Origin of the sequence: Natrinema marinum (assembly GCF_024296685.1) — an archaeon.
Lineage (GTDB): Archaea > Halobacteriota > Halobacteria > Halobacteriales > Natrialbaceae > Natrinema > Natrinema marinum.
The window spans coordinates 463,396-486,537 of sequence record NZ_CP100763.1 but is presented as its reverse complement, the minus strand read 5'-3'; the positions used below and the strand labels follow the sequence as shown (position 1 = coordinate 486,537).

Here is a 23,142-nt window from a genome sequence, read left to right as displayed (position 1 = left end):
TATGAGCGCCGGAACACAGGTACACGCCAATCTGACGGAAGCACAGGTACGCGAGATCAGCGAGGGACTCGACGAGCCCGACTGGCTCACGGAAACGCGTCTCGAGGCGCTCGCGGCGCTCGAGGACCTCGACATGCCGGACGTGATCCGGACGCCGGGCCGAGACTGGACGAACCTCCACGAACTGGACTTCGAGTCGCTCGTGGACCCGCTGAACGCGGCCGAGGACAAAGACCAGGTCGGCCCCGAGGACGCGGAGGTCCTCCCGTGGGCCGAGGCGGTCCAAGAGCACGAGGAGCTCCTCAAGGAGCACTTCGGCTCCATCGTCGATCCGCAGGAGAACTACCTGACGGCGCTGTCGACCGCACTCTTCAGCACCGGGACGGTCATCTACGTCCCCGAGGGCGTCGACGCCGAAGACGTCACCGTCCGCACCGAGCAGAACTCCCGCTCGCTGTTCAACTACACGCTCGTCGTCACCGAGGAGTCGTCCTCGGTCACGATCCTCGAGCGCCAGTCGACCGGCGCCGAACAGGACGAGCAGTACTACAGCGGCATCGTCGAGGTCGCCGCCGGTGAGAACAGCTACGTCCAGTACGGTAGCCTCCAGAACCTCTCGGAGGAGGCCTACAACTTCACCGTCAAGCGCGGCGTCGCCGACACCTACGCCACTATCGACTGGATCGAGGGCAACCTCGGCACCCAGCTGACGAAGACCGAAGTCTCGACGACGCTCAGCGGCGACTCGTCGGAAACGCAGATCGTCGGGGCCTTCTACGGCCACAACGACCAGCACTTCGACCTCGACGCGAAGGTCTGGCACCGGGCAGAGCACACGACGGCCGACCTCGTCACCCGCGGCGTCACCGACGACGTGGCCCGCTCGGTCTACGAGGGCGTTCAGGACGTCGGAAAGGACGCCTGGGACACCAGCTCCTACCAGCGTGAAAACACGCTGATGCTCTCCGACGAGAGCGAGGCCGACGCCTCCCCGAAGCTGATCATCAACAACCACGACACCGAGGCGAGCCACTCCGCGACGGTCGGCCAGATCGACCAGGAGGACCTGCTCTATATGACCTCCCGCGGCGTCAACCCGCGTGCCGCGCGTAACATGCTCGTCGAGGGCTTCTTCGTGCCGGTCTTAGAGGAGATCGACGTCGACGAACTCCGCGACGACCTGCAAGAACTGATCGGCGCTCGGCTGCGCCAGCGCGAATAGTCGGCCGCTTTCGTTCGATCCGTTTCTCCCGCTTTCGACGACCGACGGCGACATCACCGGACCCGGAGACCGTCGGCCGCCCCGTCTCGGCAATAGGGAAACATAAGTACCGACGGTCCAGTATGTCATCCATGAGTCTGGGACAGCGCGTCTCGAGCGACCACCAGCTGACCCGATTGCTCCAGATCGGCGTCGTGCTGGAGGAACTCGTCGAGTCACGCGCCGCCCACCACATCGAGTCCCTGCCCCCCGAAGAGCGGGCGGAGTTCGACGAGGAGGTGGAGGAGTTGCTCGCCGAGGCCGCCGCCGAGTCGGCCGACCACCGCGAGCGACTCGAGGCGCTGATCGACGATCTCGAGGCCGAAACGGTCGGTTACGAGGAGATCAATGCGCTGGTCGACGCCCAGTACGGGCCACCGGAGGACACGGACGGCGTCCTCTACGACCAGTTAGCGAACGAGGAGACGGCGTACAAGTTCTACGACGACCTGATTCAAGCGATCGAGGCATCCGACGCCGAATTCGCGGTCGATCGCGACCGCCTGCTCGAAACGCTGTACGCGATTCGGGAGGAGGAAAAAGAGGGCGTCGAGGAAGTGACCGAGATCATGGAACACAGAGCATGATCGGAACGGCCACCGCGGCGGTCGCGACCGTTCCGACGCCGTCCGACGCGCGCATCGAGTCCCGGAGTCGATTATCCCGGCGAGTAACCAACGCGGCGCGCAGCGACACTTCCGGAGGGTGGCTATGAACACTGCCGACCAATATCTCAAAGCGATCTACTTGGCTCAGCGCATCGAAGATGGCCCCGCATCGACCGGCACCCTCGCCGACCTACTCGAGGTGAGTCCGGCCAGTGTCAACGAAATGATCGGCAAACTCGAGGATCGAGACCTCGTCGACCACGAGAAGTACAAGGGAGCCAGCCTGACCGACGAGGGCCTCGAGCGCGCCCACAACGCGTTGCAGACCTACTGTATCATCGAGCGGTTCCTCGCGAACGTCCTCGAGGTCGAGGAGTTTCGTGACGAGGCCCGCGCGCTCGAAAGCGTTATCGACGGCACCGTCGCCGAACGGCTCGATACGATCATCGACCGCCCCGACCAGTGTCCTGACTGTTTCGACCCTGACGCAGACTGCTGTGAGCTGCTCGAGGTCGGCGGTCGCGCGGACTGAGCCTGTTCTCGAGTCCCGTTTTGCTCAGGTGTGTTCTGACGGCAGCTCGCCGAATCTGAGATAGCGTCGGCCGACGAGGGCTGCAACCGCGAGTGCCACGATCACTGGGACGACGAGACCGACCGGGAACCGTCGCGAGTCGCCCGACCAGTCGGCTTCGAAGACCTCGGCGTAGTAGTCCGCGGCCGCCTCGCCGTGGAGGGCGACCAGCACCTCGCGGTTGTTCTCGAGCGAGTTCGCGTTCCAGTTGGCGCTGCCGACGATCGCCATATCCCGGTCGATGACCACGCCCTTCGCGTGGATCTTCTCGAATCGATCGGTGTCCTCGACCAGTCGCACCTCGAGCGGAAGGTCGTCGGTCGTCGCGAGGCGCTCGAGGTCGGCGACGAAGCGCTCGTTTTCCTCGGCGTTGTACCACGTCGAGCCGAGCAGGATGCGGACCTCGACGCCGCGGCGGGCCGCCTCGACGGTCGCCTCGAGGAGCGAGACGTCGGCAGCGATGCTGGGCTGAACGACGAGAAGCTCGTCGTCGGCCGCAGCGATCAGGTCTCGCATTCGGCGGTCGGCGTTGTCGGGGGCGACCAGCAGTTCGGCCGATTCGATCGGGATCGTTTCGGGTTCGTGTGTCGTCGGAAAGTCTGGAGCGGACGAGGCGAAAACCGAGGTCTCGTCCTCGACGAACGAGGCGTTCGCGCGATAGGCTGCCCCGGAGACCGTATCCCAGCCCCCGAAGTCGGCCTGAAATACCCTCGCGAGGTCGGCTGCGAGGTCCGCGTCCTCGAGCCGGACACCCCAGCCGCGGCTGCTTTCGCCGCCGACACCCGCTGGTTTCCAGTTCTCGGTCGTAACTAGGACGCTGTCGTCAGCGACAGCGTACTTGGGATGATGGTACCGATAGCGCGCATCCTCGCCGCCGATGACTCGTACGTCGACGTCACCTGCCTCGAGCCGCCGGATGAGGCCGTCGGTCGCCGCGGGCGTTCCGCCGACCGGACTCGCCTCGAGGAGGACAGACACGTCGACGCCACGCTCCGTGGCGGCGACGAGTTCGTCGGCGATCGCGTCGGAGGTGACGGTGTAGCCCGCCAGCAGGAGCCGATCGTCGGCAGTTCGGATCGTCTCGCGCGGTACGCCCGGTGCGTCGGGGAGGACGAACGCCGTGGCCTCGTCGACGGCGGCGCTCGAGACCGGAAGGCAGGTCGCGTCCCGTGGCCACCACTGGCCGCTGACGCGGTCGCTCCCGGCCTCGTGCGTCGTGGAGTCGTCGCTGGAGGTCGGCACCGTCCGATACCACCGTTCTGCCGCTGGCGCACTGTCGTACGATGCTGAATCGAGGGTCGCCGTCGCGTTTCGCAGGCGAAGGTCGTCGCCGTCGTCCGCGAGTTGGAGGTGCCCCTCGAGGCCGAGGACCGGCGCGTCGGTCAGTCGCTCGGTGACGTTCGGAGCGGTACTCAACGCGACCCGCCCGGAAACCGTTGCGTTCGGGAGCCGTGCCGTCGTGTGACCGTCGGTCAGCGTTACGGTCTGGAGACGGGTGTCGGGTGGCGTCTCGAGGACGACGAACTCGCCGACGTCGTCGTCGGTGGTCGGGTTCGGGTAGAGGCCGACGATGGTCGGGTGCGCTGGTAGCTCGGTGCCGGTATCGGTCGTTGCGGCTCGAGTTGGGCAGGAGAGAGCGGACGAAGCCGGGGGCGTCGCTTCGGTTGCTCGAGCAGCAGCCGATCCGTCCACAGCCGTCCCGTCGACGGTCGCGAGTCCCGAGCACAGTGCGGTACCGGTGACGAGACAGCAGCCGAAAACGGCAACGAGGGTGGCCCGACGAGCGTCCATCACCGCGGTTGGCCGCGGTTTCGTACTTAAAGTAGCGGAGTCAACAGCGAAGAGGAAGTCACAGTCGTCAGGCCGCCGGCTCGAGGTCGACGCGCTCGGCTTCGGCCTGCACGAGGTAGGCGCGATCGTCGTCGTAGTCGGCGACGATCTCGAGGGCGTCCTGGGTGCCGACCCGCTGGAGCGCCCAGGCGGCGCTGGCCCGGACGCGATCGGCCTCGTCGTCTTCGAGGACGTCCGCGAGCGGCTCGATGGCGCGAGTGTCGCCGATTAACCCGAGGGCACGGGCGGCCCAGCTTCGGACATCGGCTTCGTCGGCGACGAGCTGCTGGGCGATCGGTTCGACGGCTGCTTCGGCGCCGATTTCGCCGAGCGCGCGGAAGGCTGGCTGCTGGAGGTTCGGGTTGGAGTCGACGTAGTCGAGCAGCGTCTCGACGATCTCCTCGTCGTCGACGCCGATCTTGCCCAGGATTCGCATCGCCGCCTGATCGCGGCGGTTGGCCTTCTGGAGCATCGGCTCGATGGCTTCCTCGGGGCCCATCCGCTCTAGGGCCTCCATGCAGTGTTCCTCCATGAAGTCCGAATCGAACGTCTCGAGGGCGAGCAGGATCATGTCGACGTTGCCCCGCTTCTCGTGGACCTTCAGCGCGTGCCACTCCGGCGGGAAGTCCTTGACGTGGTCGAGCACGTCGTAATAGCCCTCGCGACGGAGCTGTTCGCGGATCTCGAGGTCGGCCCATGCCGTGGCATCGTCGACATCGTTCTGGAGGTCGTCGGTCGCGGAGAGCAAGTCGGCGATCGTCTCGGCGTCGTCGTCCGCGTCGAGGTCGGCGCGCTCGACGGCTTCGGCGGCGTCGTCGAGGGTCGCGTCGAGCTGATCGGGGACGGTTTCGCCCTGGTTGACCAGCGTGACCGAACTCCCGAGCAGGTCGTTCAGGTCGTCGAGGAAGTCGTCGACCGCTTCGATCAGTTCGGCGTTGCCCTCCTCGGTCCAGCGGGTACCGGTGATCGTTCCGCTCGCGCTCTCGATTTCGCTGATCACGTCCTCGCCGTAGGGACCGCGCTGGTCCTCGAGGTCGGACTCCAGATCCGAGAGATCGCTCTCGATCTCGTCGTACTGGTCCTGTAGCTCCTCTTCGGGGGCGGGTTCGTCGTCGTCTTCGTCCTCGTCGGTCTCGGGCGGCTCCGGAATCTCGACGCTCTCTAGGTCATCGCGGAACGACTCGAGGTCCGCCTCGACGGCGTCGAGGTCGTCCTCGGTCTCGGCCGCCTCGAGGTCCGAGTCGTGCTCCTCGAGTCCGACGGCCAACGCGTCGAGTCGCTCGCCGATTTCCTCGAGATCGGTGGACTCCGCCTCGTCTGCGCCCTCTGCGTTGGCCGCGTCGTCACCGTTCGCTTCGTCTTCGCTCATCGTCCCACCTCGAGACGACGCCGACGCGTGACAGTGCTCATACGCTACGGTCGTGTCAGCACGGCCCTAAGCGTTTCCATGCACGTCGACCTCCGAGGAACGCTCCGTCTGGCCCCAGTAGAGCCACGGACTGAGCGTCATGTAGGCCAACCCGAGCGTCAGGAGTGCGTAGGGGAACGTTCGCCCGGCGAAGTCGGGGACGAGGATCGCGAGCGCGTGAACGACGCCCATGATCGCGGCGTCGCGGGCCAGCAGGTCCGGATACCGGATCCGCGAGACCATCAGGTAACAGAACGCGCCGGTGACCGCGAGGACGAGCCAGGGGTGGGTCTCGCCGGCGAGGATCGCCGCGCCCAGCACCGTCGCGGCCAGCGTGGTCTGGACGCCCTCGGTGTAGCTGCCCGAGATATCGTAGGCGGTGTACATCCCCAGCCGAGTGACGGCCATCGCGACGAACAACGCGCAGATCCCCGTCACGAGTAGCAGTTCGGCGGTGACCGCGTCGAATTCGATCTCGAGGCCGCCCGTGACGACGACGAAGGTGAGAACGGCGGGAGCGACCGCGAAGGAGGCCACGTCGGCGAGCGAATCGAGGTAGGGACCGGCGTCGGTGCCGCCATACCGGCGCGCGAGGATGCCGTCGAGACCGTCCGCGATCGCCGCCAGCAGAATAATTCGGGCGGCCAGAGCGATATCGATAGTAGCGACGACGACGGCGACGAACCCCAGGGCGGCGTTGGCGATCGTCACCGCGTCGGCGACGCCCAGCCGACCGACGAACCGGGGGAGCATATGCCCGGATTCGACGGGGAGCTACCTTACGTGTTTTTGTTTCCGAGGCGTTCCCAGTTTCGGGGAGCGAACCAAGACGGTTATACCGCGACTCTCCCAACGATCCGGTATGAACCGGCGTGTCTATCTCGCCGCCGTCGGCACCGCCGCGTCGGCGGGCCTCGCGGGGTGTTCGTCCGCCCTCAGCGTCATCGAGAGCGACCCCTGTAGCGGCGGGGACTGTCACATCGGGATGAACCGCACCGAGTTCCTCCCCGATAGCTACGAGGTCTCCGTCGGCGACACCGTCGTCTGGAAGAACACGAGCGAGGCCGACCACACCGTCACGGCCTACGACGAACTCATCCCCGACGAGGCGGCGTACTTCGCCTCCGGCGGCTTCGAAAATCAGGAAGACGCGTACAACGCGTGGCACGGCGAGCGCGGCGGCGGTCTCGGATCGCGCGAGACGTACGAACACACGTTCGAAGTCCCCGGTACGTACGAGTACTTCTGTATCCCTCACGAACGCGCGAACATGACCGGCGAGATCGTCGTCACCGAGTGACGACCGACGGCTACCGACCCCTGTGCCGGCACGGGTTCCCGGGAGGCGGAGCTTTATCCCCCGACGGGCGGACATCACTGTCGCATGATCGTCGTTCACGCGAGTTTCCCGATCGATCCCGACAGCCGCGAGGAAGCGCTCGACCTCATCGCCGACCTCGTGACCGAATCGCAACAGGAAGACGGCATGATCGACTACCGCGCCGCGACCGATGTCTCCGATCCGAACGTCGTCCGGTTCTTCGAGCGCTACGAGGACGAGGCGGCGCTCGGTGCGCACAGTCAGTCGGACCACTTCCGAGAGTTTTCGGCGGCGCTGCCCGACCTGCTCGCCGGCGAGCCGGAGGTCACCAGGTTCGACGTGGAGTCGGCCGAAGACGTCGACCTCTGAGCGGCCGCTCGCGCCGACTTTCCGGTGCCCACATGTGGAGCCGCGGCTCCAGACTCGAGTCGAGCGTCTCGAAGCGGCACCGAAAATAGCTGCCGGCGAAATCGAACGTTTTCGCCCGCGAAATCAGTCGTCGGCGGCGACGTCTTCGTCGTCGACGTCGACCGAGGTCGCTTCCTCTTCGGCGACTTCCTCGGGGTGGGCCTCGAGGGTGGACTTCTGGATCTCGACGCGGCGCAGCGGGTAGATCGTCTTGGCCTCGCCGTAGATGCCAGAGGAGAGGCGACCTTCGACGACGCTGTCGATGAGTTCCTCGAAGGAGCGCTCCTCGGCGGCCTCCTCAATCATCTCGACCATCGTCTCGCGGATGGCTTTCTCCTGGCTCGCGTCGGCCTTCTTGGTCGTGAAGGCGACTGGCTGGATCTGGACGCGGTAGTCGTCCGTCGTGAGGACGGTGACGTAGGCCTCGATCTTGGAGGCACCGCGGCGGACCAGCGAGCGCAGGTAGTCGCGGGTCAGCGCGTGTTCGACGAACTCCGTGTAGGCGCTGTCGCTGCCCACGTCGGTCACCTTGAAGGTGAGCTTCGTGTTGTTCTCGCTGGCGTTGTTGGTCAGTTCGCCGAGCGTCGTTTCGATGGTTCGGTCGTAGACTTTCTCCGGTTCGTCAGCGGGGGTCTCGCCGAGTTCCTGGCGGTCGAACTGCTCGGGTGCCAGGACGGTGTACCACCGCTTCTCCTGTTTCGCGCGTGAAACTGATCGTTCGCTCATTGTGTATCGTGTGTTGAGTCGGTATCGCTGTCGGACGCAGGTCCCGCGTCCGTCGGTCGTGCGTGCTGTGCGTTCGTCGCGACGTCGATCGCGACCGCGAGGTTGACGACGTAGTCGTCGACGGTCGAGCGAAGGCCGCTGGTCGTCTCGCGGTCGATCCGCGTGACGACCGTGCCGCCAGACGAGCCGTCGGCGTTACGCTCGACGGTCGTCTCCATCTCGTCGGTGTTGTCCGGGGCGAGCGAGCGCGCGACGAGGTCGGGGTCGTCGCAGTCCGTTCGGATCGTCGCTCGCCGGCTCATAGCAGGTCCCTCACTGCCGCGATGATCGTCGATTCGTCCGTTTCGGGGTCGTATCCCAGGTAGCCGCGCCGGTGGCCGACGTCGTAGTCGACACCGACGGACGCCGAGTCCGCCGGTGGTTCCGACGCCGCGCCCTCGAGTTCGCGAGCGACGCCCTCGACGATCGCGCCAAGGGAGCCGGCCTCGCGGGTCGCGATCGCGGCCTCACCGTCACCGACGGCGAGAACGACCGGCTCCGGCGACAGGTAGGCCGCCGCGAGCCGTGCGACTGCCTCGACGGGACCGCCGTCGATGCCGACGACGAACAACCCGTCGTAGCGGCCGGTCGACGCGTCCGCGAGCGTCGTGTGCGCGCGTCGACCGCGTTCGCGCCAGGCCTCGAGTGCGGGCTCGCGAGCGTCGTGGCCCATCGCGAGCGCCGTTCCCGTGCCGGGCTCCGTTCGGGCCGTCGCCTCGAGCACGTCGGCGAAGCCGCCCAGCGTCGCGAATGGGGCCTCGGGCGTCGCGTACGGCCGTAGTAGCCGAGCGATCGACGCTGCAGCGGCGTCGGTCGCCTCGTCGGCACCGACGGCGTCGAGCGCGACCAGCGAGCCGATCGCGCGGTGATCGTCCGCCTCGAGGGAGTTAGAATCACCCACGGCGTCCGCGAGCGCTTCGCGGGTCGCCGCTGGATCGCCCGACCACGGCGCGCGAACGCGCGTCGAGTACGCGAGTCCATCGATCGGGTCCGCGGTGGGCACCGCGACGCCGGGTCGCCGCTCGAGGAGACCACGTTCGGACGCAGTCTCGGCGAGCCACTCGCTTTCGCCCGCGCCGGGTTCACCGCCTGCAGCGACGACGCCGGCCAGCGCGAGCACTGGATCGGGCGTCGCGCCGAGGTCGCGGACGAGATCGACGGCCTCGAGCGCGGCGGGTCGATCGGTCGCGGCCAGTCGGACCACGTCGTCCGCGTCGGCGGTCCCGTCGGCGGCGCCGACGACGACCGTCACGTCGCCGTCAGCCGTCGGCGCGCGGAGGCGTTCGGATCGCTCCCCGACCGTCCGGCCGACGGTCACCTGAAACGGCGTCTCGGCGGCGGCGAGGGCGCCCGCGACGAGTCCGCTCGCCGCGAGCGCGTCGCCGTCGGCGCGGGCAACCAGCCGAACGAAGCCGGCGCTCTCGAGTGCGCCGGTGGCGACCATCGACTCGGCGGATCGACCCTCGGTGGACATACGACGTTACTCGAGGTCCTCGAGCAGTTCTGCCGCGAAGTCGGGCGTGTACGTGAAGTCGGGCTCGAGTTCGTCGCCGCGGTAGTAGTCGACCAGGCGGCGAACCTTCGCTTCGGTGTTCTGCAGGGCGCGCTTGTTCTGGGCGTCCTGAGGGTTCTGACGGACGTGCTCGCGCAGTCGCACCGCACGCTCCATCAGGTTCCGGAGGTCCTCGGGGACCTCTGCCGTGGCGTCGTTCTCCTCGAGGATCTCGCTGATCTTCTTCCCGGTCGCCAGCTTGACGTCCGGGACGGGCGTGCCGGTGACGCCTTCGTCACGCAGCGTCATCCCGATCTGACTGGGATCGTAGCCCTGCTCTGCCAGTTCGACGACCCGGTCTTCGATGTCTTCGGGGTCGACGTCGCTCCACTCCGGCGGTTCGTCTGCCGACGGCTTGTCCGAACCGGACGAGCCGCGACGGCGGGTGTGCATTCGTGCCATTGTTGAGGATAGGAACCGCACTGACCGCGCGTAAATACGGCTCTCGCCGTGCACTTCCGCAATCCCAAGCCGCCCGAAAGAGCGGGCGGCAGAGTCGGATTTGCGGCCGTGCGTTTCCCACTGGAGATTCCGTCGTGGGTGACTAAAGGGTTTCTACATCGACACCGGTCGAGCGCTCACGTCCGGCGCCCGACCGTCGTCGTTGCGATCGTGATTGCCGTCGTCAGCGCTCAGCGAGTTAATCGTCCGAAGCCGCTTGGACGGGGGGTTCGGCCGGAGTCCGTTCGGAGCCCGTCGACTCCCACTCGAGGTCCGCCTGATAGTGAAACGGCGCGTCGTCTTGCTCGGGATCGACGACCGTCAGCTGTATCCAGCCGTTGTCGAGCAACTGGACGAGCTGGTCGTGCTCACGGAGAATCTCGGTGACCTGATCGACCGGTGCGTGGATCACCGCCGTCAAGCGCAACGGCTGGTGGTGTGGCTGCTCGGCGTCGGCGTAGAGCGACTGAAGCGGGAGCCCGGTCATCAGGTCGCCTCCGTTGCCCTGGAAGACACCGACGTTGCCGACCGGGTTCTGCGTCACTTTCGACCCGCTGCCGTAGACGGCGTTGTCGACCGTGGCGAAGTAGTACTGATTGTTGATCCACTGGGTGACCACGAGCGGCCCGGCCATGATCGCCTCGAGCGCCTCGCCCTCCGGATCGGTCTGCCAATCGTAGGAGTGGAGGAACGTGCGACCGTCGAGGGAATCGCCCGCGGTCAACTCGCGTGGCCCGATGACGAACGAGGCGTTCCCGGCCAGCCCCCACTCGGGGCGGGTCTCGGCCCAGTCGGCGGCCCGACGCTGGGTCTCGCGAACGCTATCGTCGGTACCGTCGGTCATCGACTCGGTTCGTTCCGCAGTCGCGCGATCCTGAGCCTGCGCGAGGTCGTCGCGTAACTGCGCCACGTCCGCCTGATGGCCCTCGGGCACCTCGTCGTCGAACAGGGTGATTTCGTCCGTCGTCGTGTTGTGTTCGGCGGCGAGGAATACGGTGTCGGCAGGGATGTCGATCCCATGGTCGCGCAGTTCGTCCCTGACCTCCTCGTCGTTACAGATCGCTGCCAGCACGCGGGCGTTCGGGCCGCCGGGATTCCCGGCGCAGGCACCACAGTCCAGACTCGAGTCGAACGGATTGTTCGTCGTCTCGCTCGTGTGGCCTGTGAAGACGACGAGTCGGGCGAACTCCTCCCAGCCCATCAGCTCGAAGGCGGTCTGGGCGTACTCGACTTTCTCCTCGAGCATGAGTCCTTCTCGGAGGTCGTGGACGGAGTCGGGGTTGTAATCGATCGACGGCTCACAGAACTCGTGGTGAGCGGGCGCGTGGTCTGCGTCGTGGGCAGCGTCGTAGACTCGGCCGGGAAGCAGCGTGCGGGCGGTGAGCGCGGCGCCGTACCCCGGCCCGACGTTCTCGACGAAGCTAAACGCCGTCGCGGTGTTGGACTTGAGCGTCTTGAATAGCTGCTTCCCCGCATCCAGAACGCCCTGCCAGCGGTCGTGTCGGTCGTGTTTAGCGTCCGCGTCCCCGGTAGGGCGGTCCGTGATCCGATGCTGGGCCTCGAGGATCGGCGGACAGGCGTCGACAGCCACGTCCGCGTCGTACCCCCGGTAGCGCATCGGAATCCCAAAGAAGCCCGCATAGCCGTGCGTTTCGTACGGCCCGACCGATTCGATGTGGCGACGGATGATCTCCGAGCGCGTGTCGATACAGAACACGAGCTGTGCGGCCGGGCGATCGGTCTCGTCCGAGGGAACGGGCTCCTCGGCCGGCTCTGACACCTGCTCCAGCAGGCGGCTCCGGTGGCTCTTCTCCCACGCCGTCAGCCAGACCTCCGGGAGCGGCACCTCGTCGGTCTCGACCGGGTCGGTGGAGTGCTCGTCCGGCTCGAGGGGCGCCTCGAGGAAGTCCGCGATGAGCAGGCGGACGGCGAGATAGTCGGTCAGCGAGATGGGGTACCTCGACTGCCACGGATCGGCGTCGTCGCTGGCGCGCTGTTTGATGAAGCCGGTCCAGCCGGGGAGCGCGGCGAGGTGTTGCTCGAAGATCGTCTCCCACTCTCCCTGCGGATAGTCCGACAGGACGGCTTCCAGCGCCCCGACAGGTGTGTCCGGGAGGTCGGACGGGCTGGTGCAGTTGGGGAGCTCACCGTCGTAGGGAGCCACCCCGCGCCAGGCGGCGTAGAACCCCTGCTCGCGATCGGGCATCGACCACTTGGCGCTCCCGTGGTCCAGGAACGCGGCGAGCCACTTCGAGAGAACGCGATCGACCTCGTCGGTGGCGGACTCGCTCTCGGCGGAAGCGGCGGATTCGGACGCCGCCATCTCGTCTAGCGACGGCTCCGGATCCTCGTCGAAGCCGTGGGCGTCCAGCTCGCTGGAGAGCACGTCCGGGTCGATCTGGCCGCTCTCCCAGGCCTGGCGGAAGACGGAGGGATGTGGATAGCCGCGGCCGCCGAACAGCTGTTCGGCCTCGGCGACCGCCTGATGGAACGGCTGGTCTTCGAATCCGGACAGCGGGTTGGCCGTGACGAACGAGTGGAGCGGCCAGACCTCGCCGATGTTCGCTGCTGCGCGATCGATACTGTTCTCGAGGTAGTTTTCTTCAAGCGTCATTGTAGTCCTCCTTCGTGGTCAGCACGGTCTTCGGGGCCGGTTGCGAGTGGTTCAGCAACGCGACGTAGAGACGCTTGCTGGAGCGATGCCAGCCGAGTTCCACCGCGATGTACGAGCCCACGAAGAGGGCACCGACAGCGAGGTGAACGACCGAGAGTTCGGTCGGCGCGTTGGTCATCGGAACCGTCGCCAACAGCGCCGAGATGGTCTCGAACAGGAACCCGTAGACGGCGATGGGAACGACGACGATGAACGGGATACCGACGAGTTTGATCCTCGAGGGAAGCGTCGACCGCTCGAGCAGATCTCGCGTCGCGTGCAGCGTCGTCAGGACCACGATGAACGCCAGGAACGCGCCGGAATCGAGGTGCGCTCCTTTGCCGGTGATGGCGACGAAGAGCGCGCCACCGCCGGCGGCAGCGCCGAGGCTGACGATCAGACCCGGCAGTCCCAGATCGGTACTGGCGGTTTTTTTCGGGGCCGTCTGTTCGACCGTGGCGCCGGCGGAGAGGAACAGATACGCCTTGTAGAAGCCGTGGAGGATGAGGTGGGTGATGGCGGCGGCGAAGAAACCGAGCCCACATTGGAGGATCATGAATCCCATCTGAGCGACGGTGGAGGCGCCGAGCTTGCGTTTGATGTCGGACTGGACGAGCAACAGCGCCTGTCCGAACAGAGCGCTCGTCGCGCCGACGACGACGAGCAGCGACATGGCCGTCGGCACATCGGCGAACAGCGGTGCGAAGCGGGTAAGCAGGATGCCGCCCGCGTTGACGAACCCGGCGTGCATCAGGGCGGAGGCCGGGGTCGGTGCCGTCATCGACGACAGCAACCAGCCCTGAAACGGGAGCAGCGCCGACTGGAGCATCGCCGCGAGGAAGAGTCCCCCGAGAGCGAGCATGGTAAGTTCGGGCGGGAGACTCCCCGCCTGGTCGACGATGCGGGAGATCGAGGTCGTTCCCGTCGTCCAGGCCAGCAGCGCCAGACTTCCCGCGAGCACGGCGCTGCCCGCGACGAAGTATCGACGGGCGATCGCGGCAGCGGCCTGCGCCTGCTCCCAGCCGCGAACGTGGCCGATGAGAGACGCCATCGTGAGTCCCATACCCAGCCACGCCGCTGCGAACAGCGCCACGTGGTCGGCCGCGGTCACGGCCATGACGATGAGCGTGAAGGCGAAGATCCGACCGAAGAACTGGTCGATGCGGCCATCACCGGCCATATAGCGGCGAGAGTAGGAGTGGACGATACCGCTGAAAAACGTGGCGACGACCCACATGACCATCGCTAGCCCGTCCACGACGACGTAGCCCGGGATCGACCACTCGTATCCGCCCCAGACCGAGACCACGAGCGCTACCGCGCTGAGCACGAAGAGCGCCCAGACGCCGACAGTCGCCGCTCGCGGCACTACTGCGGAAGACGGCGTCGTCTCAGGGAGTTGTACGTGATCGGTCGATTGCGATTGTCCAGTCATGTTCTCTTTCTCTCTGGGACCAGTCACGACCGGCCTGGCCGTTTCTACGACATTACTCGAACACACTGGTTATTATAGCCTTCGATGCGACCATACTGTTCGACTAAGGTCCTAATATAGAACGGTATGGTAAAGCGTGACGCGGGGATTGACGTGAGTCGCGGTTTCGGCGCGTCCGGAAAGCGAATCAGTTTCGGACGCTGTCTACGGCGATATCGCGGCTATCGGGAACGCGTGATTTGAGTCTCCTGACACGCTGTTCACCGTTCAAACTGACGAGGTACGGCGTCTCGGGAAATCCGCCGTAGATTCCGTCATCATCGTGAACGTACCCTGCGACCGGTGCCGTGACCGCTTCGTTCTCGAGAAGAAACTCGACTTGTCTGGCGATGGTATACTCGACGAGACGGGCGAGAAGCGTTTGACGGGGACAATCGACTCCGACACGGTCCGACTCGAGCGCCTCGCGTACCGTCGCGACGAGGGGGTCGATTCGCGTTTCGACACCTGCGGACAGTGACCGGTCGGGGGCGACGTACTCGTCGTATGCATCCGCAACGACGTCACAGCCGGAGTGACCGATTACGAGTATCGTCTCCAACTCGTGTGTGCGCGTGATATGAACCAGATCGGGTGCGAGTACGCGGTCGTCTTCGACGAATTCCCACGTTTGACTCCCGAGTCGAGTCACGTTTAGCACCGTATCGATCGGGCCGAGCGGCCACAGCCGTCTCGACGTTCCTCGTACCATCGGACAACAGACGGCGAGACCGACAGCCGCTTCGCCACATGATCCACGGCCGCTGTCTGCGGGGGTGGCGAAGTCCCTCTCTCCCTCGAGGAGCCGCACTAACACGTTATCCTTCATAAGATTCCTCGACGTGGACGATCGTTCGTATCCGCTCAGTTAGAGCAGAGCGAAGATAACTCCCTCCATAGAGGCCGACCCGGTTATTAGAGTGGATATATCGAACGAAGTGTTCGATCCTCCGTCCCGCTGTGCCAGCGTGCTGTCGTCGTGGTGGTCAGGCAGACGGCGACGACGAGTGATCGTCTAGAGCGGTTTCGTGGTCGTGACAACTCGAGCGACGACAGGGCCGGACGGTTGCAGCAAACTCGAGGACTCACACACCACCCCCATCCGGACCCCGTTACGATGGACACACTGGGCGTTTCAGTCGTTATGATGGTTCGATCGTCCGATTTCGAGGGCGTCCATCGTACCGGCGGCAGTCGAAGACGCTGCCGCTTGGCGGCTGTCTCACGGAGAGCACCGATTACAGCGATGTGGAGACCGATAACCGCACAGAGAAGACAGGCGCGATAGTTCCGAACTGCACTCACTCGTCGCTTGGATTCGATCGAGACGAAAAATCATCGAAGGGAGCCGTCTCGTGACTTCGGACGAGTACTTCGTCAGCGACGGTTAGGTCCATGTCGAGGAGCGCTTGGGCGACCGGCGTGATGTCGTCGTCGGTTTCACCGACGGCCGTCACGAGCAAGTTCTTCTCGCCGGTGACCAGTTCTTGGACTGAAACGACTCCCGGGATCTCGAGGATATCGTCGATCAGCGTGCCGCGTTCCGGGATCGACGCCGTACAGAACAAGAGCATTCGGAGCGGGTATCCGGATTGCTGATAGTCGACGTCGGCACTGTAGCCTTTGATGACGCCTTCCGATTCCAGTCGCTGGATGCGCTTGCGAACGGTACTCGATGACGCCTCGGTTCGGTCGGCTATCTCGGCGGACGAGAGATTACGGGCGTCCGCCTGTAGTGCGTAGATAATTTCTCGATCGATATCGTCGAGTTCGTACTCGCCCATACCACCAGTTGGTCGCGATACTACAAGGATTTTCGGCCGCCGTGACAGTTCTCGAGCCAGAATCGATGCTGTAGCGCGCCGCCAGAGAGGGGGAAGTCGTATTGCGACGACCGTTCAGAGGACGAGCGCGAACAGTCCCACAGAAAGCGCGAGCATGATCGCGGCGTGTTTCGCACCTGCTCGAACGTCGCCGGTGCTCAACTGGCCGGCGATCAGCCCCGAACACAGCCCCTGGACGAGCGCCGCGTGGTAAAACAGCGTGGCGTAGGCGTCGGTATCGGCTCCGGAGAACCCGCCGAGTTGGGACGCGGCCGCACCCGACCCCAGCTCCGCGCCGTCGGACGGGAGATTCGGCAGCAGATAGCCCGCCAACACGGCGATGATGAAGAGGAAGACCAGAAACGAGACGTAGACGACGACCATGTACTCGAGCATCGCCTGTCTGCGTTCGCGCTCGAGCCGGCGATCGGCCGCCGCTCCGCGCGCGGCGATCCGGAGCGTGGTCGCGAGGTTCCCGCTGGCGTTCATCGATTCGGTCAGCAGCGTGACGACGCGCGAAACGGAGCGCGTCCCGACGCGGGCCTCGAACCGGTGCAAGGCGGTCTGGAGGTCGGCGCCCCACTGCACGTCGGCCCAGACCCGGTCGAGTTCGTCGCTGAGCGGCCCGAGGTCCGATCCTCGCACTCGGTCGATCGACGAGACGATCGAGAGGCCGGCTTCGTTGACGCTCGCGAGACGATCGAGCAGGTCCGGCACCGCGGTCTCGATAGCCTTCAGACGACGGCGGTGGATCTCGTAGGCGACCGCGAAGACGGCTACGATGCCGAGGGTTCCGACGGCGACGGCGTCGTCGATCGCCGTAACGGTGAGGCCGTCCTCGAGTGCCGCCGGAAGCCGCGCTCCGATCGCCGCGAGGGCGATCGGGACGGTGATTGCGAGCGTGAGCGACGGCCGCGCGACGAGGGTTCGGAGCGGATTGCCGAACCGCTCGCGCAGACCCGCCAACCGGCGGTAGTACCGCACTCGTTCGACGTTGGGGTGGGTGGTCGGAACGGCCGCCGCGCCGTCGCCGTCGGCTCGCACCGTTCGGGCTCTCTCGACGGTCGGCGCCTCGAGGGCGGCCGGCTCCCCGTCGACCCCGTCGCTGGGATCGAGCTTGTCGGTCACCATGCTCAGGTACACCACGAAGCCGAGGTTGGCCAGCGGCAAGAGCAGGTAGACCAGCGCCTGTAGCTCCCCGAACGTGTCGCCGGCGGCAATCCCGATGACGACGAGGATCGTGATCAGGAACAGCGGGCCCGCGACCAGCACCGTGACGTAGGCCTCCGCCAGCGTGGCGAGCAGTTCGAGGATCCCCTCCTGCTGGGATTCGGCCTCCTCGCGGTACTCCTGATACTGGCGCTCGAGGAAGCCCGAGAGCCCCTGCCCGCTCTGGAGGACGCTGACGAGGTTCTCGGTGAACTCGCGGAACTGCGGGCTCGGCGAGCGCCGGCCCATCGTCTGGAGGGCGGTGACGACATCGGTGCCGAACGTGTCCATCTGCCGGACTGCGACGGCGAACTCCGCGGCGGTCTCACCGTAGGTGTCCTCCTGTGCCGCGACGACTCGAACCACGTTCGGGAACGCCATCCCGCTCTTCGAGAGCGCGTAGATGAACGCAACCGTCGCCGGGAGCCCCGCCTCGATCCGGCGGGAGCGACCGTCGGCGACGTAGCCGGGATACCACCACCGGAACCAGTAGGTGCCGGCTCCGGCGACGGCCCCTACCGTGAGCGCCGAGACCGAGAACAGGGCGATCAGTTCGCCGGCCGACAGCGACGGAAGCCCGCCGAGGGTCGCGAGGAACCCCAGGGAGCCGGGCAACGCCGCGCGCATGGTTTCGGGGCTGACCGAGAGAACCGTCAAGAGCCCCCAGACGGCGTAGACCCCGAGGATCGACCCGACGAGCGCGGCGACCGCGGCCGACAGCATCGTTCTCGAGCCGTACTCGCGGTCGGTCGTGGGGACGTGTGCGCCGCGCAAGGCCGCCCGCCTGTCCGGGTGCACGCTACCGAAGACGTCGGCGTGGGCGCCGAACGCACGGATCGCGATCCGAGTCAGCGCGCGGTCGACGCGGTCGGAGTACCTGGCGAGGGCGATCGGCGAGCAGAGGAGCGCGGCGATCGCCAGCGGGACGAGGCTACCGAGGGTCATCGGTCCGTCGGCGTCTCCCCTCCGGGTGCTGGTTCGCTCTCTGCTTGCCGCTCGGTCTCGTCCCGCCCGTGGGACTCCTGCTCGCGAACGCGCGCGAGGTCACCGTCGTGCTCCTCGGCGATCCGCTCGAGGACGCGGTCGGGATCGCCGTAGTACTCGTTGACCAGCGCGGTGAACCGCCGGTAGTCCGAGATGCCGTTGTCCCGGAGATAGGTGAGAAATTGCTCGCGGTGCTCGAGTTCGCTCAGCAGTTCCTTCTGGCTCCAGCCGCGTTCGTCCCGAATCTCCGAGAGGACGTGGCTCGAACTGCTCCGGAAGCTGTCGGTCTCGCTCTCCCAGGTGTAGGCCGTCGAGTAGTCGAGTTCGCCGGTGCGCTGGTCGATCCCTTCGATCTCGGCGAGCACCTTGTTCCGCCGGACCCGCTGATCGCCCGACCGAGTGAGCGTCTGCACGGAGAGGATGTCGAGGCTGCGGACCATCGACCGGGGGACGTTGATCGGCTCGTTCTCGAGCCGGTTGATCGCCGTCTGGACCGAGTCGGCGTGCATCGTCGAGTAGGTCGTGTGGCCGGTATTCATCGCCTGAAAGAGGGTCATGGCTTCTTCCCCGCGGACCTCGCCGACGACGATGTACTCGGGTCGGTGGCGCAGGGCCGAGCGCAGCAGATCGTACATCGTCACGTCGGTCCCCTCGTGGATGCGCTCGCGCGTGACCGATGACAGCCAGTTGCCGTGGGAGAGCTGGAGTTCGCTGGTGTCCTCGATGGTCACCACCTTCGAGCGCGGCGGGATGAACATCGAGATGGCGTTCATGCTCGTCGTCTTTCCCGACGCGGTGCCGCCGGCGAATATGAGGCTCTTGTTGTGTTCGATCGCAAGCCAGAGGTAAGCCAGTTGCTCGACGCTGAACGTGCCATACTCGAGCAGATCGATCGGCGTGAACGGGTCCTCGGCGTACTTCCGGATCGTGAACGCGGACCCGCGCGGCGTCACTTCCTCGCCGAGTGCGAGTTCCGCGCGGGAGCCGTCGGGGAGGGTCGTCTCGACCATCGGATCGCCGATGGAGATGTGCCGGCCGGAGTGTTGGGCCAGCCGGACGACGAACTGGTCGAGGGAGGCTTTCTCGAACGAGACGTTCGTCTCGATATCGGTGTACTCGTCGTGGTAGACGAAGATCGGGAGCCCGTAGCCGTCACAGGAGACGTCCTCGACGTGCGGGTCGTGCATGATCGGATCCAGACGACCGTACCCGCGGAAGTCCCGGTGAATGTAGTAAAACAACCGGTAAAACGTCGCCGCGTCGACCTCGGCCCCGTAACGCTCGAGGTACTCCCGAACCGTCTCGCGCAGCAACCCGTCGATATCGTCGCCGTCGGCCTCGCGGTAGAGCAACGGATCGCGCACGTCAGATAACAGCGTCTCGAGCAGGACCGCCTCGTCTTCCCGCAACGAGGGCTCGACCGCCCGATACCGGTGTTCGTTCGCCTCGCGGTCGTAGCCGATCGAGACGAACGAGAACGGCGCGTCGACCCAGTAGCGGTCGACCTCCGCTACGCCGTCGGGGTCGTCGAAGGTAACCAGCGGGCCGTGAGCGTCGGGCTCGTACTCGCCCACGTCGACGGTCGATCCGCGCAGCGTTTCGACGACACGCCGGATCGACCGCCGGGCGGCCTCGAGCGTCGACGCCGGGCGCTCGTCGTCCCGCACCGGGTCGCGGTCGCCGCTCTCGGCCGGCGCGTCGGTTCGGGGCGCGCCGCCCGCGCTATCGACGGGCGCGTCCACGGCCGCGTCGGTGTGATCTGGAGGTGCCATTGAACGCAGGGTTCGTGACACGTCCGGGCGCAACCCTGATAAGTGAGATGGCCGATCGGCGCTTCGGGTCGTCGTTCGCTCCTCGACCCCGCGCCGCCCGAACCGCGTCGCCGGCGTGTCCGTCGTGCGTTACGTTCATACTGCCAGAGGTCGAAGCGACAGGTACGGAATGAGGCGCGAGCACTTCACATTAGACGTCAACAATATCGACTGGGTCGAAACCGACGGGGAACCCGAAAAGCCCGCGGTATCGATCGACTTTACCGGCCCGGCGACGATGCTTCGCGAGCGCCTGACTGGTCCCGACGGCGACGTTCTCGAGGCGAGCGAAACGGACGCGGCCCTCCGACTGCAGGGACCACTCGGGGACGACAGCGCGGGAGTGGTGAGCGTGACCAACCGCGTCACCGGCGAGTTCATCCTCGAACTCAACGAGGACGCCGACGACGTCCTCCAGTTCATCCGCGCGGCGCGGGGCTACGGCGAGACCGCCGCCGACGACGAGGGTCGATACGAGGTCGAAATCACGCTCGACGGCGAGCCGTTCGTTACCTACGACAAGCGGACGTTTCTCGTCTACGACGACGAAGGGAGCCTGCTCCGACAGCACAGTTTGATCCCCAGCGGCGTCGAACTCTAGCGTCTCCACCTTCTTCGGTTCCCGGCAGGCGGTACGGACCGGCAGCTATAAGCGTTTAGGCATGCCTAAAGAGGACGAACGCCGGCTCGCGCCGGAGAGTCGATTTATGGGGAACGGAGAACTGCTTACGACGGCGGTCGAAGAACCGACACCGGAGTCGACGACCGAGGAACCGGTACTCGAACTCGACGGCATCGCGAAACGGTACGGCAAACAGGACGTCATCGGCGACCTCTCGCTGTCCGTCCGCGAGGGCGAGATCCTGACCCTCCTCGGGCCGTCGGGGTGTGGCAAGACCACGACGCTCCGGCTGATCGCCGGCCTCGAGCGGCCGACCGCCGGCCAGGTCCGCCTCGAGGACGAGACCGTCTCCGGCGACGGACGCTTCGTCCCGCCCGAGAACCGCGATATCGGCGTCGTCTTTCAGGACTTCGCGCTGTTTCCCCACCTGAGCGCCCGCGAAAACGTCGCCTTCGGCCTGCAGGACTGGGACGACGCCGACCGCGAGGCCCGCGTCGACGACCTCCTCGAACTCGTCGGCCTCGAGGCCCACGGCGACCACTACCCCGACGAACTCTCCGGCGGGCAGCGCCAACGGATCGCGCTCGCGCGCTCGCTAGCCCCCGAACCCGAGATGCTATTGCTCGACGAACCCTTCTCGAGCCTCGACGTGGATCTGCGCGTCGAGATGCGCGAGGAGGTCCGCCGAATTATCAAGGAGACGGGCGTCACGGCCATCTCCGTCACACACGATCAGGAGGAGGCGCTGTCGATCTCCGACCGCGTCGCCGTGATGAACGACGGCGACATCGAGCAGATCGATCGGCCCCAGCGGGTCTTCCAGCAGCCCGAGTCGCGGTTCGTCGCCGGCTTCCTCGGCCACGCGAGTTTCCTCTCTGGCGAGGTCCGCGGCGACAGCGTCGACACCGCGCTGGGTCGCGTCCTCCGGGACGACGTGCACGGACTGGCCCACCAGTACGACGGCTCCGCCGTCGACCTGCTCGTCCGCCCGGACGACGTGACGGCCTACCCTGCCGACGAGGCTGCGGCCGACGGCCGCGTCGTCTACCGGCGCTATCTGGGCCCGACCGTCCTCTATCGCGTGGAACTCGACGGCGGCGAGACGATCGAGTGCATGCACAACCACTCTGACCGGATCGATCTGGACGAGCGCGTCCGCGTCCGCGTCACCGCCGACCACGAGCTCGCGTGGTTCCCCGTGGACCATCGCGAGGAAGCCGACGCGGACGCGGCCCCCGCCGGCGCCGACTGATCGGCTCGTCCGCGGTCTCCCTACCGCTGTCCCCACCGCAGCCTCTCGTTTCCGTTACCGACGATATTGATTACTGATAGCATCGACGATCCGAAGAGCCACCTTGATATGGCATCGCTTCCCAGGCCACCGCATGACCGATCGGAAACGGATCGCGACGTACTGCGGCGCTACCGGAGCGATCCTCTCGCTCGGGGCGATCCTCCTCGCGACCCTCCTGGCGCCGCCGGAGACGTTCACCTGGTCCGACCGGGCGCTCTCGGACATGGGCCGGTACGGTGCCCCGACGTTTCCGATATTCAACGGCGGCCTGATTCTGGGTGGGCTCGTCGGACTTCCCTTCGCCTGGCGGCTATGGGTCGAGAGTCGGAACGCTCTCGAGCGCCTCGGCATCGTCCTGCTCGCGGTCGCCGTCGTCGGACAGATCGGCGTCGGAATCTTCTTTCTCGAGCACACAGCCGTCTACCTCGAGACGAGTCTCCACGGGCTCGCGGCGCTGGCCGTGTTCGGCGTCGCGCCGTTGGCGAGCTGGGTCTACGGGACCGGAGCGGCGCTGGCTGGCGATGGCCGGCTCGCGATCGTGTCGTTCTGGTGTGGCAACGTCCATCCGGTGGCCTGGCTGGTCTGGGTCCTCTCGCTCGGCGGGCGCGTCGACACCGGGACGTGGTTTGCCGTCCCCGAGTTCGTCGCCGCCCTCGCCTTCGGCAGCTGGGTCCTCGTGCTTGCGGTCGTCGTCTACCGCCGGACCGACGAAGATCCGGACGGTCCGAGTCGCTGACCGGTTACGGCATATTTTGCGACGCTGGGCCACACAACGCTTAAATCGAAACCGTTCGTACAGGCGCGTATGCATAAGGACGAACTCCTCGAGCTCCACGAAGAACTCGTCGTCATCATGGAGTACTTCTCGGAGCGCGAGGAGGTCGACGAAACGCTGTTCGATCCCTACCGCCAGCTCGACGTCGACCCCTCGCACGTCCACAAGTCGAAGAGCGAACACAAACATGCGGTCTTCGTCCTCGGCAACGCGCTGGCGAGCGCGATGAGCGAAGACGAGTTCTCGAGCGCCGGTCGGATCGGCAAGCGCATGAAGGAACTCGCCGAGGATGCGGAATCGAAGATATAGAAAATAGCGACCTATTCTAGGCG

The 23,142-nt window shown here is 66.1% G+C and carries 21 protein-coding genes; 9 read left to right on the top strand and 12 right to left on the bottom strand.

Annotation, left to right across the window (positions count from 1 at the left end):
- Position 1: 1 nt before the first annotated feature.
- From sufD to NKH51_RS02490, 3 genes are all read left to right on the top strand, one after another.
- Complete coding sequence (gene sufD / locus NKH51_RS02500) at positions 2–1,222, top strand: Fe-S cluster assembly protein SufD (protein ID WP_254763660.1); 1,221 nt, start codon at positions 2–4, stop codon at positions 1,220–1,222.
- Positions 1,223–1,353: 131 nt separating this feature from the next.
- A complete protein-coding gene (locus tag NKH51_RS02495; RefSeq protein ID WP_254763659.1) occupies positions 1,354–1,848 on the top strand; it encodes a ferritin-like domain-containing protein in 495 nt (164 codons plus the stop codon).
- Between the two features lie 124 nt (positions 1,849–1,972).
- Positions 1,973–2,401, top strand: coding sequence for a metal-dependent transcriptional regulator (locus NKH51_RS02490; RefSeq protein ID WP_254763658.1), 429 nt, complete (start codon positions 1,973–1,975; stop codon positions 2,399–2,401).
- A 24-nt stretch (positions 2,402–2,425) separates the two neighbouring features.
- Here the strand turns inward: NKH51_RS02490 and NKH51_RS02485 are convergent, their stop codons facing one another.
- The 3 genes from NKH51_RS02485 to NKH51_RS02475 form a co-directional block, all read right to left on the bottom strand.
- Entirely contained in the window at positions 2,426–4,231 is a 1,806-nt protein-coding gene (locus tag NKH51_RS02485) for a phospholipase D-like domain-containing protein (RefSeq protein ID WP_254763657.1), read from the bottom strand.
- Positions 4,232–4,298: 67 nt separating this feature from the next.
- On the bottom strand, positions 4,299–5,639 hold the full coding sequence (locus NKH51_RS02480; RefSeq protein ID WP_254763656.1) for a HEAT repeat domain-containing protein: 1,341 nt from the start codon (positions 5,637–5,639) through the stop codon (positions 4,299–4,301).
- Between the two features lie 66 nt (positions 5,640–5,705).
- Positions 5,706–6,431, bottom strand: coding sequence for a protein sorting system archaetidylserine synthase (locus NKH51_RS02475; RefSeq protein WP_254763655.1), 726 nt, complete (start codon positions 6,429–6,431; stop codon positions 5,706–5,708).
- 109 nt (positions 6,432–6,540) lie between these two features.
- On the opposite strand from NKH51_RS02475, the gene NKH51_RS02470 reads away from it, so the two are divergent.
- Together NKH51_RS02470 and NKH51_RS02465 are read left to right on the top strand one after the other, a co-directional pair.
- Positions 6,541–6,978 (top strand): cupredoxin domain-containing protein, encoded by a 438-nt coding sequence (locus NKH51_RS02470; RefSeq protein WP_254763654.1) that lies wholly within the window; start codon positions 6,541–6,543, stop codon positions 6,976–6,978.
- A gap of 84 nt (positions 6,979–7,062) precedes the next feature.
- Positions 7,063–7,368 (top strand): putative quinol monooxygenase, encoded by a 306-nt coding sequence (locus NKH51_RS02465; protein ID WP_254763653.1) that lies wholly within the window; start codon positions 7,063–7,065, stop codon positions 7,366–7,368.
- 123 nt (positions 7,369–7,491) lie between these two features.
- Here the strand turns inward: NKH51_RS02465 and NKH51_RS02460 are convergent, their stop codons facing one another.
- From NKH51_RS02460 to NKH51_RS02420, 9 genes are all read right to left on the bottom strand, one after another.
- Entirely contained in the window at positions 7,492–8,133 is a 642-nt protein-coding gene (locus NKH51_RS02460) for a 30S ribosomal protein S3ae (RefSeq protein WP_254763652.1), read from the bottom strand.
- Positions 8,130–8,435 (bottom strand): KEOPS complex subunit Pcc1, encoded by a 306-nt coding sequence (locus NKH51_RS02455; protein WP_254763651.1) that lies wholly within the window; start codon positions 8,433–8,435, stop codon positions 8,130–8,132. The genes NKH51_RS02460 and NKH51_RS02455 overlap by 4 nt, the downstream gene beginning before the upstream one ends.
- Positions 8,432–9,646: an exonuclease gene (locus tag NKH51_RS02450; RefSeq protein ID WP_254763650.1), complete on the bottom strand. Its 1,215-nt coding sequence runs from the start codon at positions 9,644–9,646 to the stop codon at positions 8,432–8,434. The genes NKH51_RS02455 and NKH51_RS02450 overlap by 4 nt, the downstream gene beginning before the upstream one ends.
- A 6-nt stretch (positions 9,647–9,652) precedes the next feature.
- Positions 9,653–10,126: a 30S ribosomal protein S15 gene (locus tag NKH51_RS02445; protein WP_254763649.1), complete on the bottom strand. Its 474-nt coding sequence runs from the start codon at positions 10,124–10,126 to the stop codon at positions 9,653–9,655.
- Positions 10,127–10,364: 238 nt separating this feature from the next.
- A complete protein-coding gene (locus NKH51_RS02440) occupies positions 10,365–12,779 on the bottom strand; it encodes a DUF2309 domain-containing protein (protein ID WP_254763648.1) in 2,415 nt (804 codons plus the stop codon).
- The gene (locus NKH51_RS02435; RefSeq protein WP_254763647.1) at positions 12,769–14,253 is read right to left on the bottom strand and encodes a proton-conducting transporter transmembrane domain-containing protein; all 1,485 of its coding nucleotides are present in this window, start codon (positions 14,251–14,253) and stop codon (positions 12,769–12,771) included. Before NKH51_RS02435 ends, NKH51_RS02440 begins: the two co-directional genes overlap by 11 nt.
- 1,340 nt (positions 14,254–15,593) lie before the next feature.
- Entirely contained in the window at positions 15,594–16,076 is a 483-nt protein-coding gene (locus tag NKH51_RS02430) for an Lrp/AsnC family transcriptional regulator (RefSeq protein ID WP_254763646.1), read from the bottom strand.
- A 114-nt stretch (positions 16,077–16,190) separates the two neighbouring features.
- Entirely contained in the window at positions 16,191–18,269 is a 2,079-nt protein-coding gene (locus NKH51_RS02425) for a type II secretion system F family protein (RefSeq protein ID WP_254763645.1), read from the bottom strand.
- On the bottom strand, positions 18,266–20,080 hold the full coding sequence (locus NKH51_RS02420) for a type II/IV secretion system ATPase subunit (protein WP_254763644.1): 1,815 nt from the start codon (positions 20,078–20,080) through the stop codon (positions 18,266–18,268). The genes NKH51_RS02425 and NKH51_RS02420 overlap by 4 nt, the downstream gene beginning before the upstream one ends.
- Before the next feature lie 169 nt (positions 20,081–20,249).
- Between NKH51_RS02420 and NKH51_RS02415 the strand changes: the two genes are divergently transcribed.
- From NKH51_RS02415 to NKH51_RS02400, 4 genes are all read left to right on the top strand, one after another.
- Positions 20,250–20,720, top strand: a complete 471-nt coding sequence (locus NKH51_RS02415) for a DUF5793 family protein (protein ID WP_254763643.1) — start codon at positions 20,250–20,252, stop codon at positions 20,718–20,720.
- 106 nt (positions 20,721–20,826) lie between these two features.
- Positions 20,827–21,993: an ABC transporter ATP-binding protein gene (locus NKH51_RS02410; RefSeq protein ID WP_254765105.1), complete on the top strand. Its 1,167-nt coding sequence runs from the start codon at positions 20,827–20,829 to the stop codon at positions 21,991–21,993.
- A gap of 133 nt (positions 21,994–22,126) precedes the next feature.
- Complete coding sequence (locus NKH51_RS02405) at positions 22,127–22,771, top strand: DUF998 domain-containing protein (RefSeq protein WP_254763642.1); 645 nt, start codon at positions 22,127–22,129, stop codon at positions 22,769–22,771.
- A 69-nt stretch (positions 22,772–22,840) separates the two neighbouring features.
- On the top strand, positions 22,841–23,119 hold the full coding sequence (locus NKH51_RS02400; protein ID WP_006181940.1) for a UPF0058 family protein: 279 nt from the start codon (positions 22,841–22,843) through the stop codon (positions 23,117–23,119).
- Positions 23,120–23,142 lie beyond the last annotated feature (23 nt).

What these genes read in the sequence shown, in the direction of transcription:
- sufD (WP_254763660.1), top strand. Translation starts at nt 2, where the DNA reads ATGAGCGCCGGAACACAGGTACACGCCAATCTGACGGAAGCACAGGTA.
- NKH51_RS02495 (WP_254763659.1), top strand. Translation starts at nt 1,354, where the DNA reads ATGAGTCTGGGACAGCGCGTCTCGAGCGACCACCAGCTGACCCGATTG.
- NKH51_RS02490 (WP_254763658.1), top strand. Translation starts at nt 1,973, where the DNA reads ATGAACACTGCCGACCAATATCTCAAAGCGATCTACTTGGCTCAGCGC.
- NKH51_RS02485 (WP_254763657.1), bottom strand. Translation starts at nt 4,231, where the DNA reads ATGGACGCTCGTCGGGCCACCCTCGTTGCCGTTTTCGGCTGCTGTCTC.
- NKH51_RS02480 (WP_254763656.1), bottom strand. Translation starts at nt 5,639, where the DNA reads ATGAGCGAAGACGAAGCGAACGGTGACGACGCGGCCAACGCAGAGGGC.
- NKH51_RS02475 (WP_254763655.1), bottom strand. Translation starts at nt 6,431, where the DNA reads ATGCTCCCCCGGTTCGTCGGTCGGCTGGGCGTCGCCGACGCGGTGACG.
- NKH51_RS02470 (WP_254763654.1), top strand. Translation starts at nt 6,541, where the DNA reads ATGAACCGGCGTGTCTATCTCGCCGCCGTCGGCACCGCCGCGTCGGCG.
- NKH51_RS02465 (WP_254763653.1), top strand. Translation starts at nt 7,063, where the DNA reads ATGATCGTCGTTCACGCGAGTTTCCCGATCGATCCCGACAGCCGCGAG.
- NKH51_RS02460 (WP_254763652.1), bottom strand. Translation starts at nt 8,133, where the DNA reads ATGAGCGAACGATCAGTTTCACGCGCGAAACAGGAGAAGCGGTGGTAC.
- NKH51_RS02455 (WP_254763651.1), bottom strand. Translation starts at nt 8,435, where the DNA reads ATGAGCCGGCGAGCGACGATCCGAACGGACTGCGACGACCCCGACCTC.
- NKH51_RS02450 (WP_254763650.1), bottom strand. Translation starts at nt 9,646, where the DNA reads ATGTCCACCGAGGGTCGATCCGCCGAGTCGATGGTCGCCACCGGCGCA.
- NKH51_RS02445 (WP_254763649.1), bottom strand. Translation starts at nt 10,126, where the DNA reads ATGGCACGAATGCACACCCGCCGTCGCGGCTCGTCCGGTTCGGACAAG.
- NKH51_RS02440 (WP_254763648.1), bottom strand. Translation starts at nt 12,779, where the DNA reads ATGACGCTTGAAGAAAACTACCTCGAGAACAGTATCGATCGCGCAGCA.
- NKH51_RS02435 (WP_254763647.1), bottom strand. Translation starts at nt 14,253, where the DNA reads ATGACTGGACAATCGCAATCGACCGATCACGTACAACTCCCTGAGACG.
- NKH51_RS02430 (WP_254763646.1), bottom strand. Translation starts at nt 16,076, where the DNA reads ATGGGCGAGTACGAACTCGACGATATCGATCGAGAAATTATCTACGCA.
- NKH51_RS02425 (WP_254763645.1), bottom strand. Translation starts at nt 18,269, where the DNA reads ATGACCCTCGGTAGCCTCGTCCCGCTGGCGATCGCCGCGCTCCTCTGC.
- NKH51_RS02420 (WP_254763644.1), bottom strand. Translation starts at nt 20,080, where the DNA reads ATGGCACCTCCAGATCACACCGACGCGGCCGTGGACGCGCCCGTCGAT.
- NKH51_RS02415 (WP_254763643.1), top strand. Translation starts at nt 20,250, where the DNA reads ATGAGGCGCGAGCACTTCACATTAGACGTCAACAATATCGACTGGGTC.
- NKH51_RS02410 (WP_254765105.1), top strand. Translation starts at nt 20,827, where the DNA reads ATGGGGAACGGAGAACTGCTTACGACGGCGGTCGAAGAACCGACACCG.
- NKH51_RS02405 (WP_254763642.1), top strand. Translation starts at nt 22,127, where the DNA reads ATGACCGATCGGAAACGGATCGCGACGTACTGCGGCGCTACCGGAGCG.
- NKH51_RS02400 (WP_006181940.1), top strand. Translation starts at nt 22,841, where the DNA reads ATGCATAAGGACGAACTCCTCGAGCTCCACGAAGAACTCGTCGTCATC.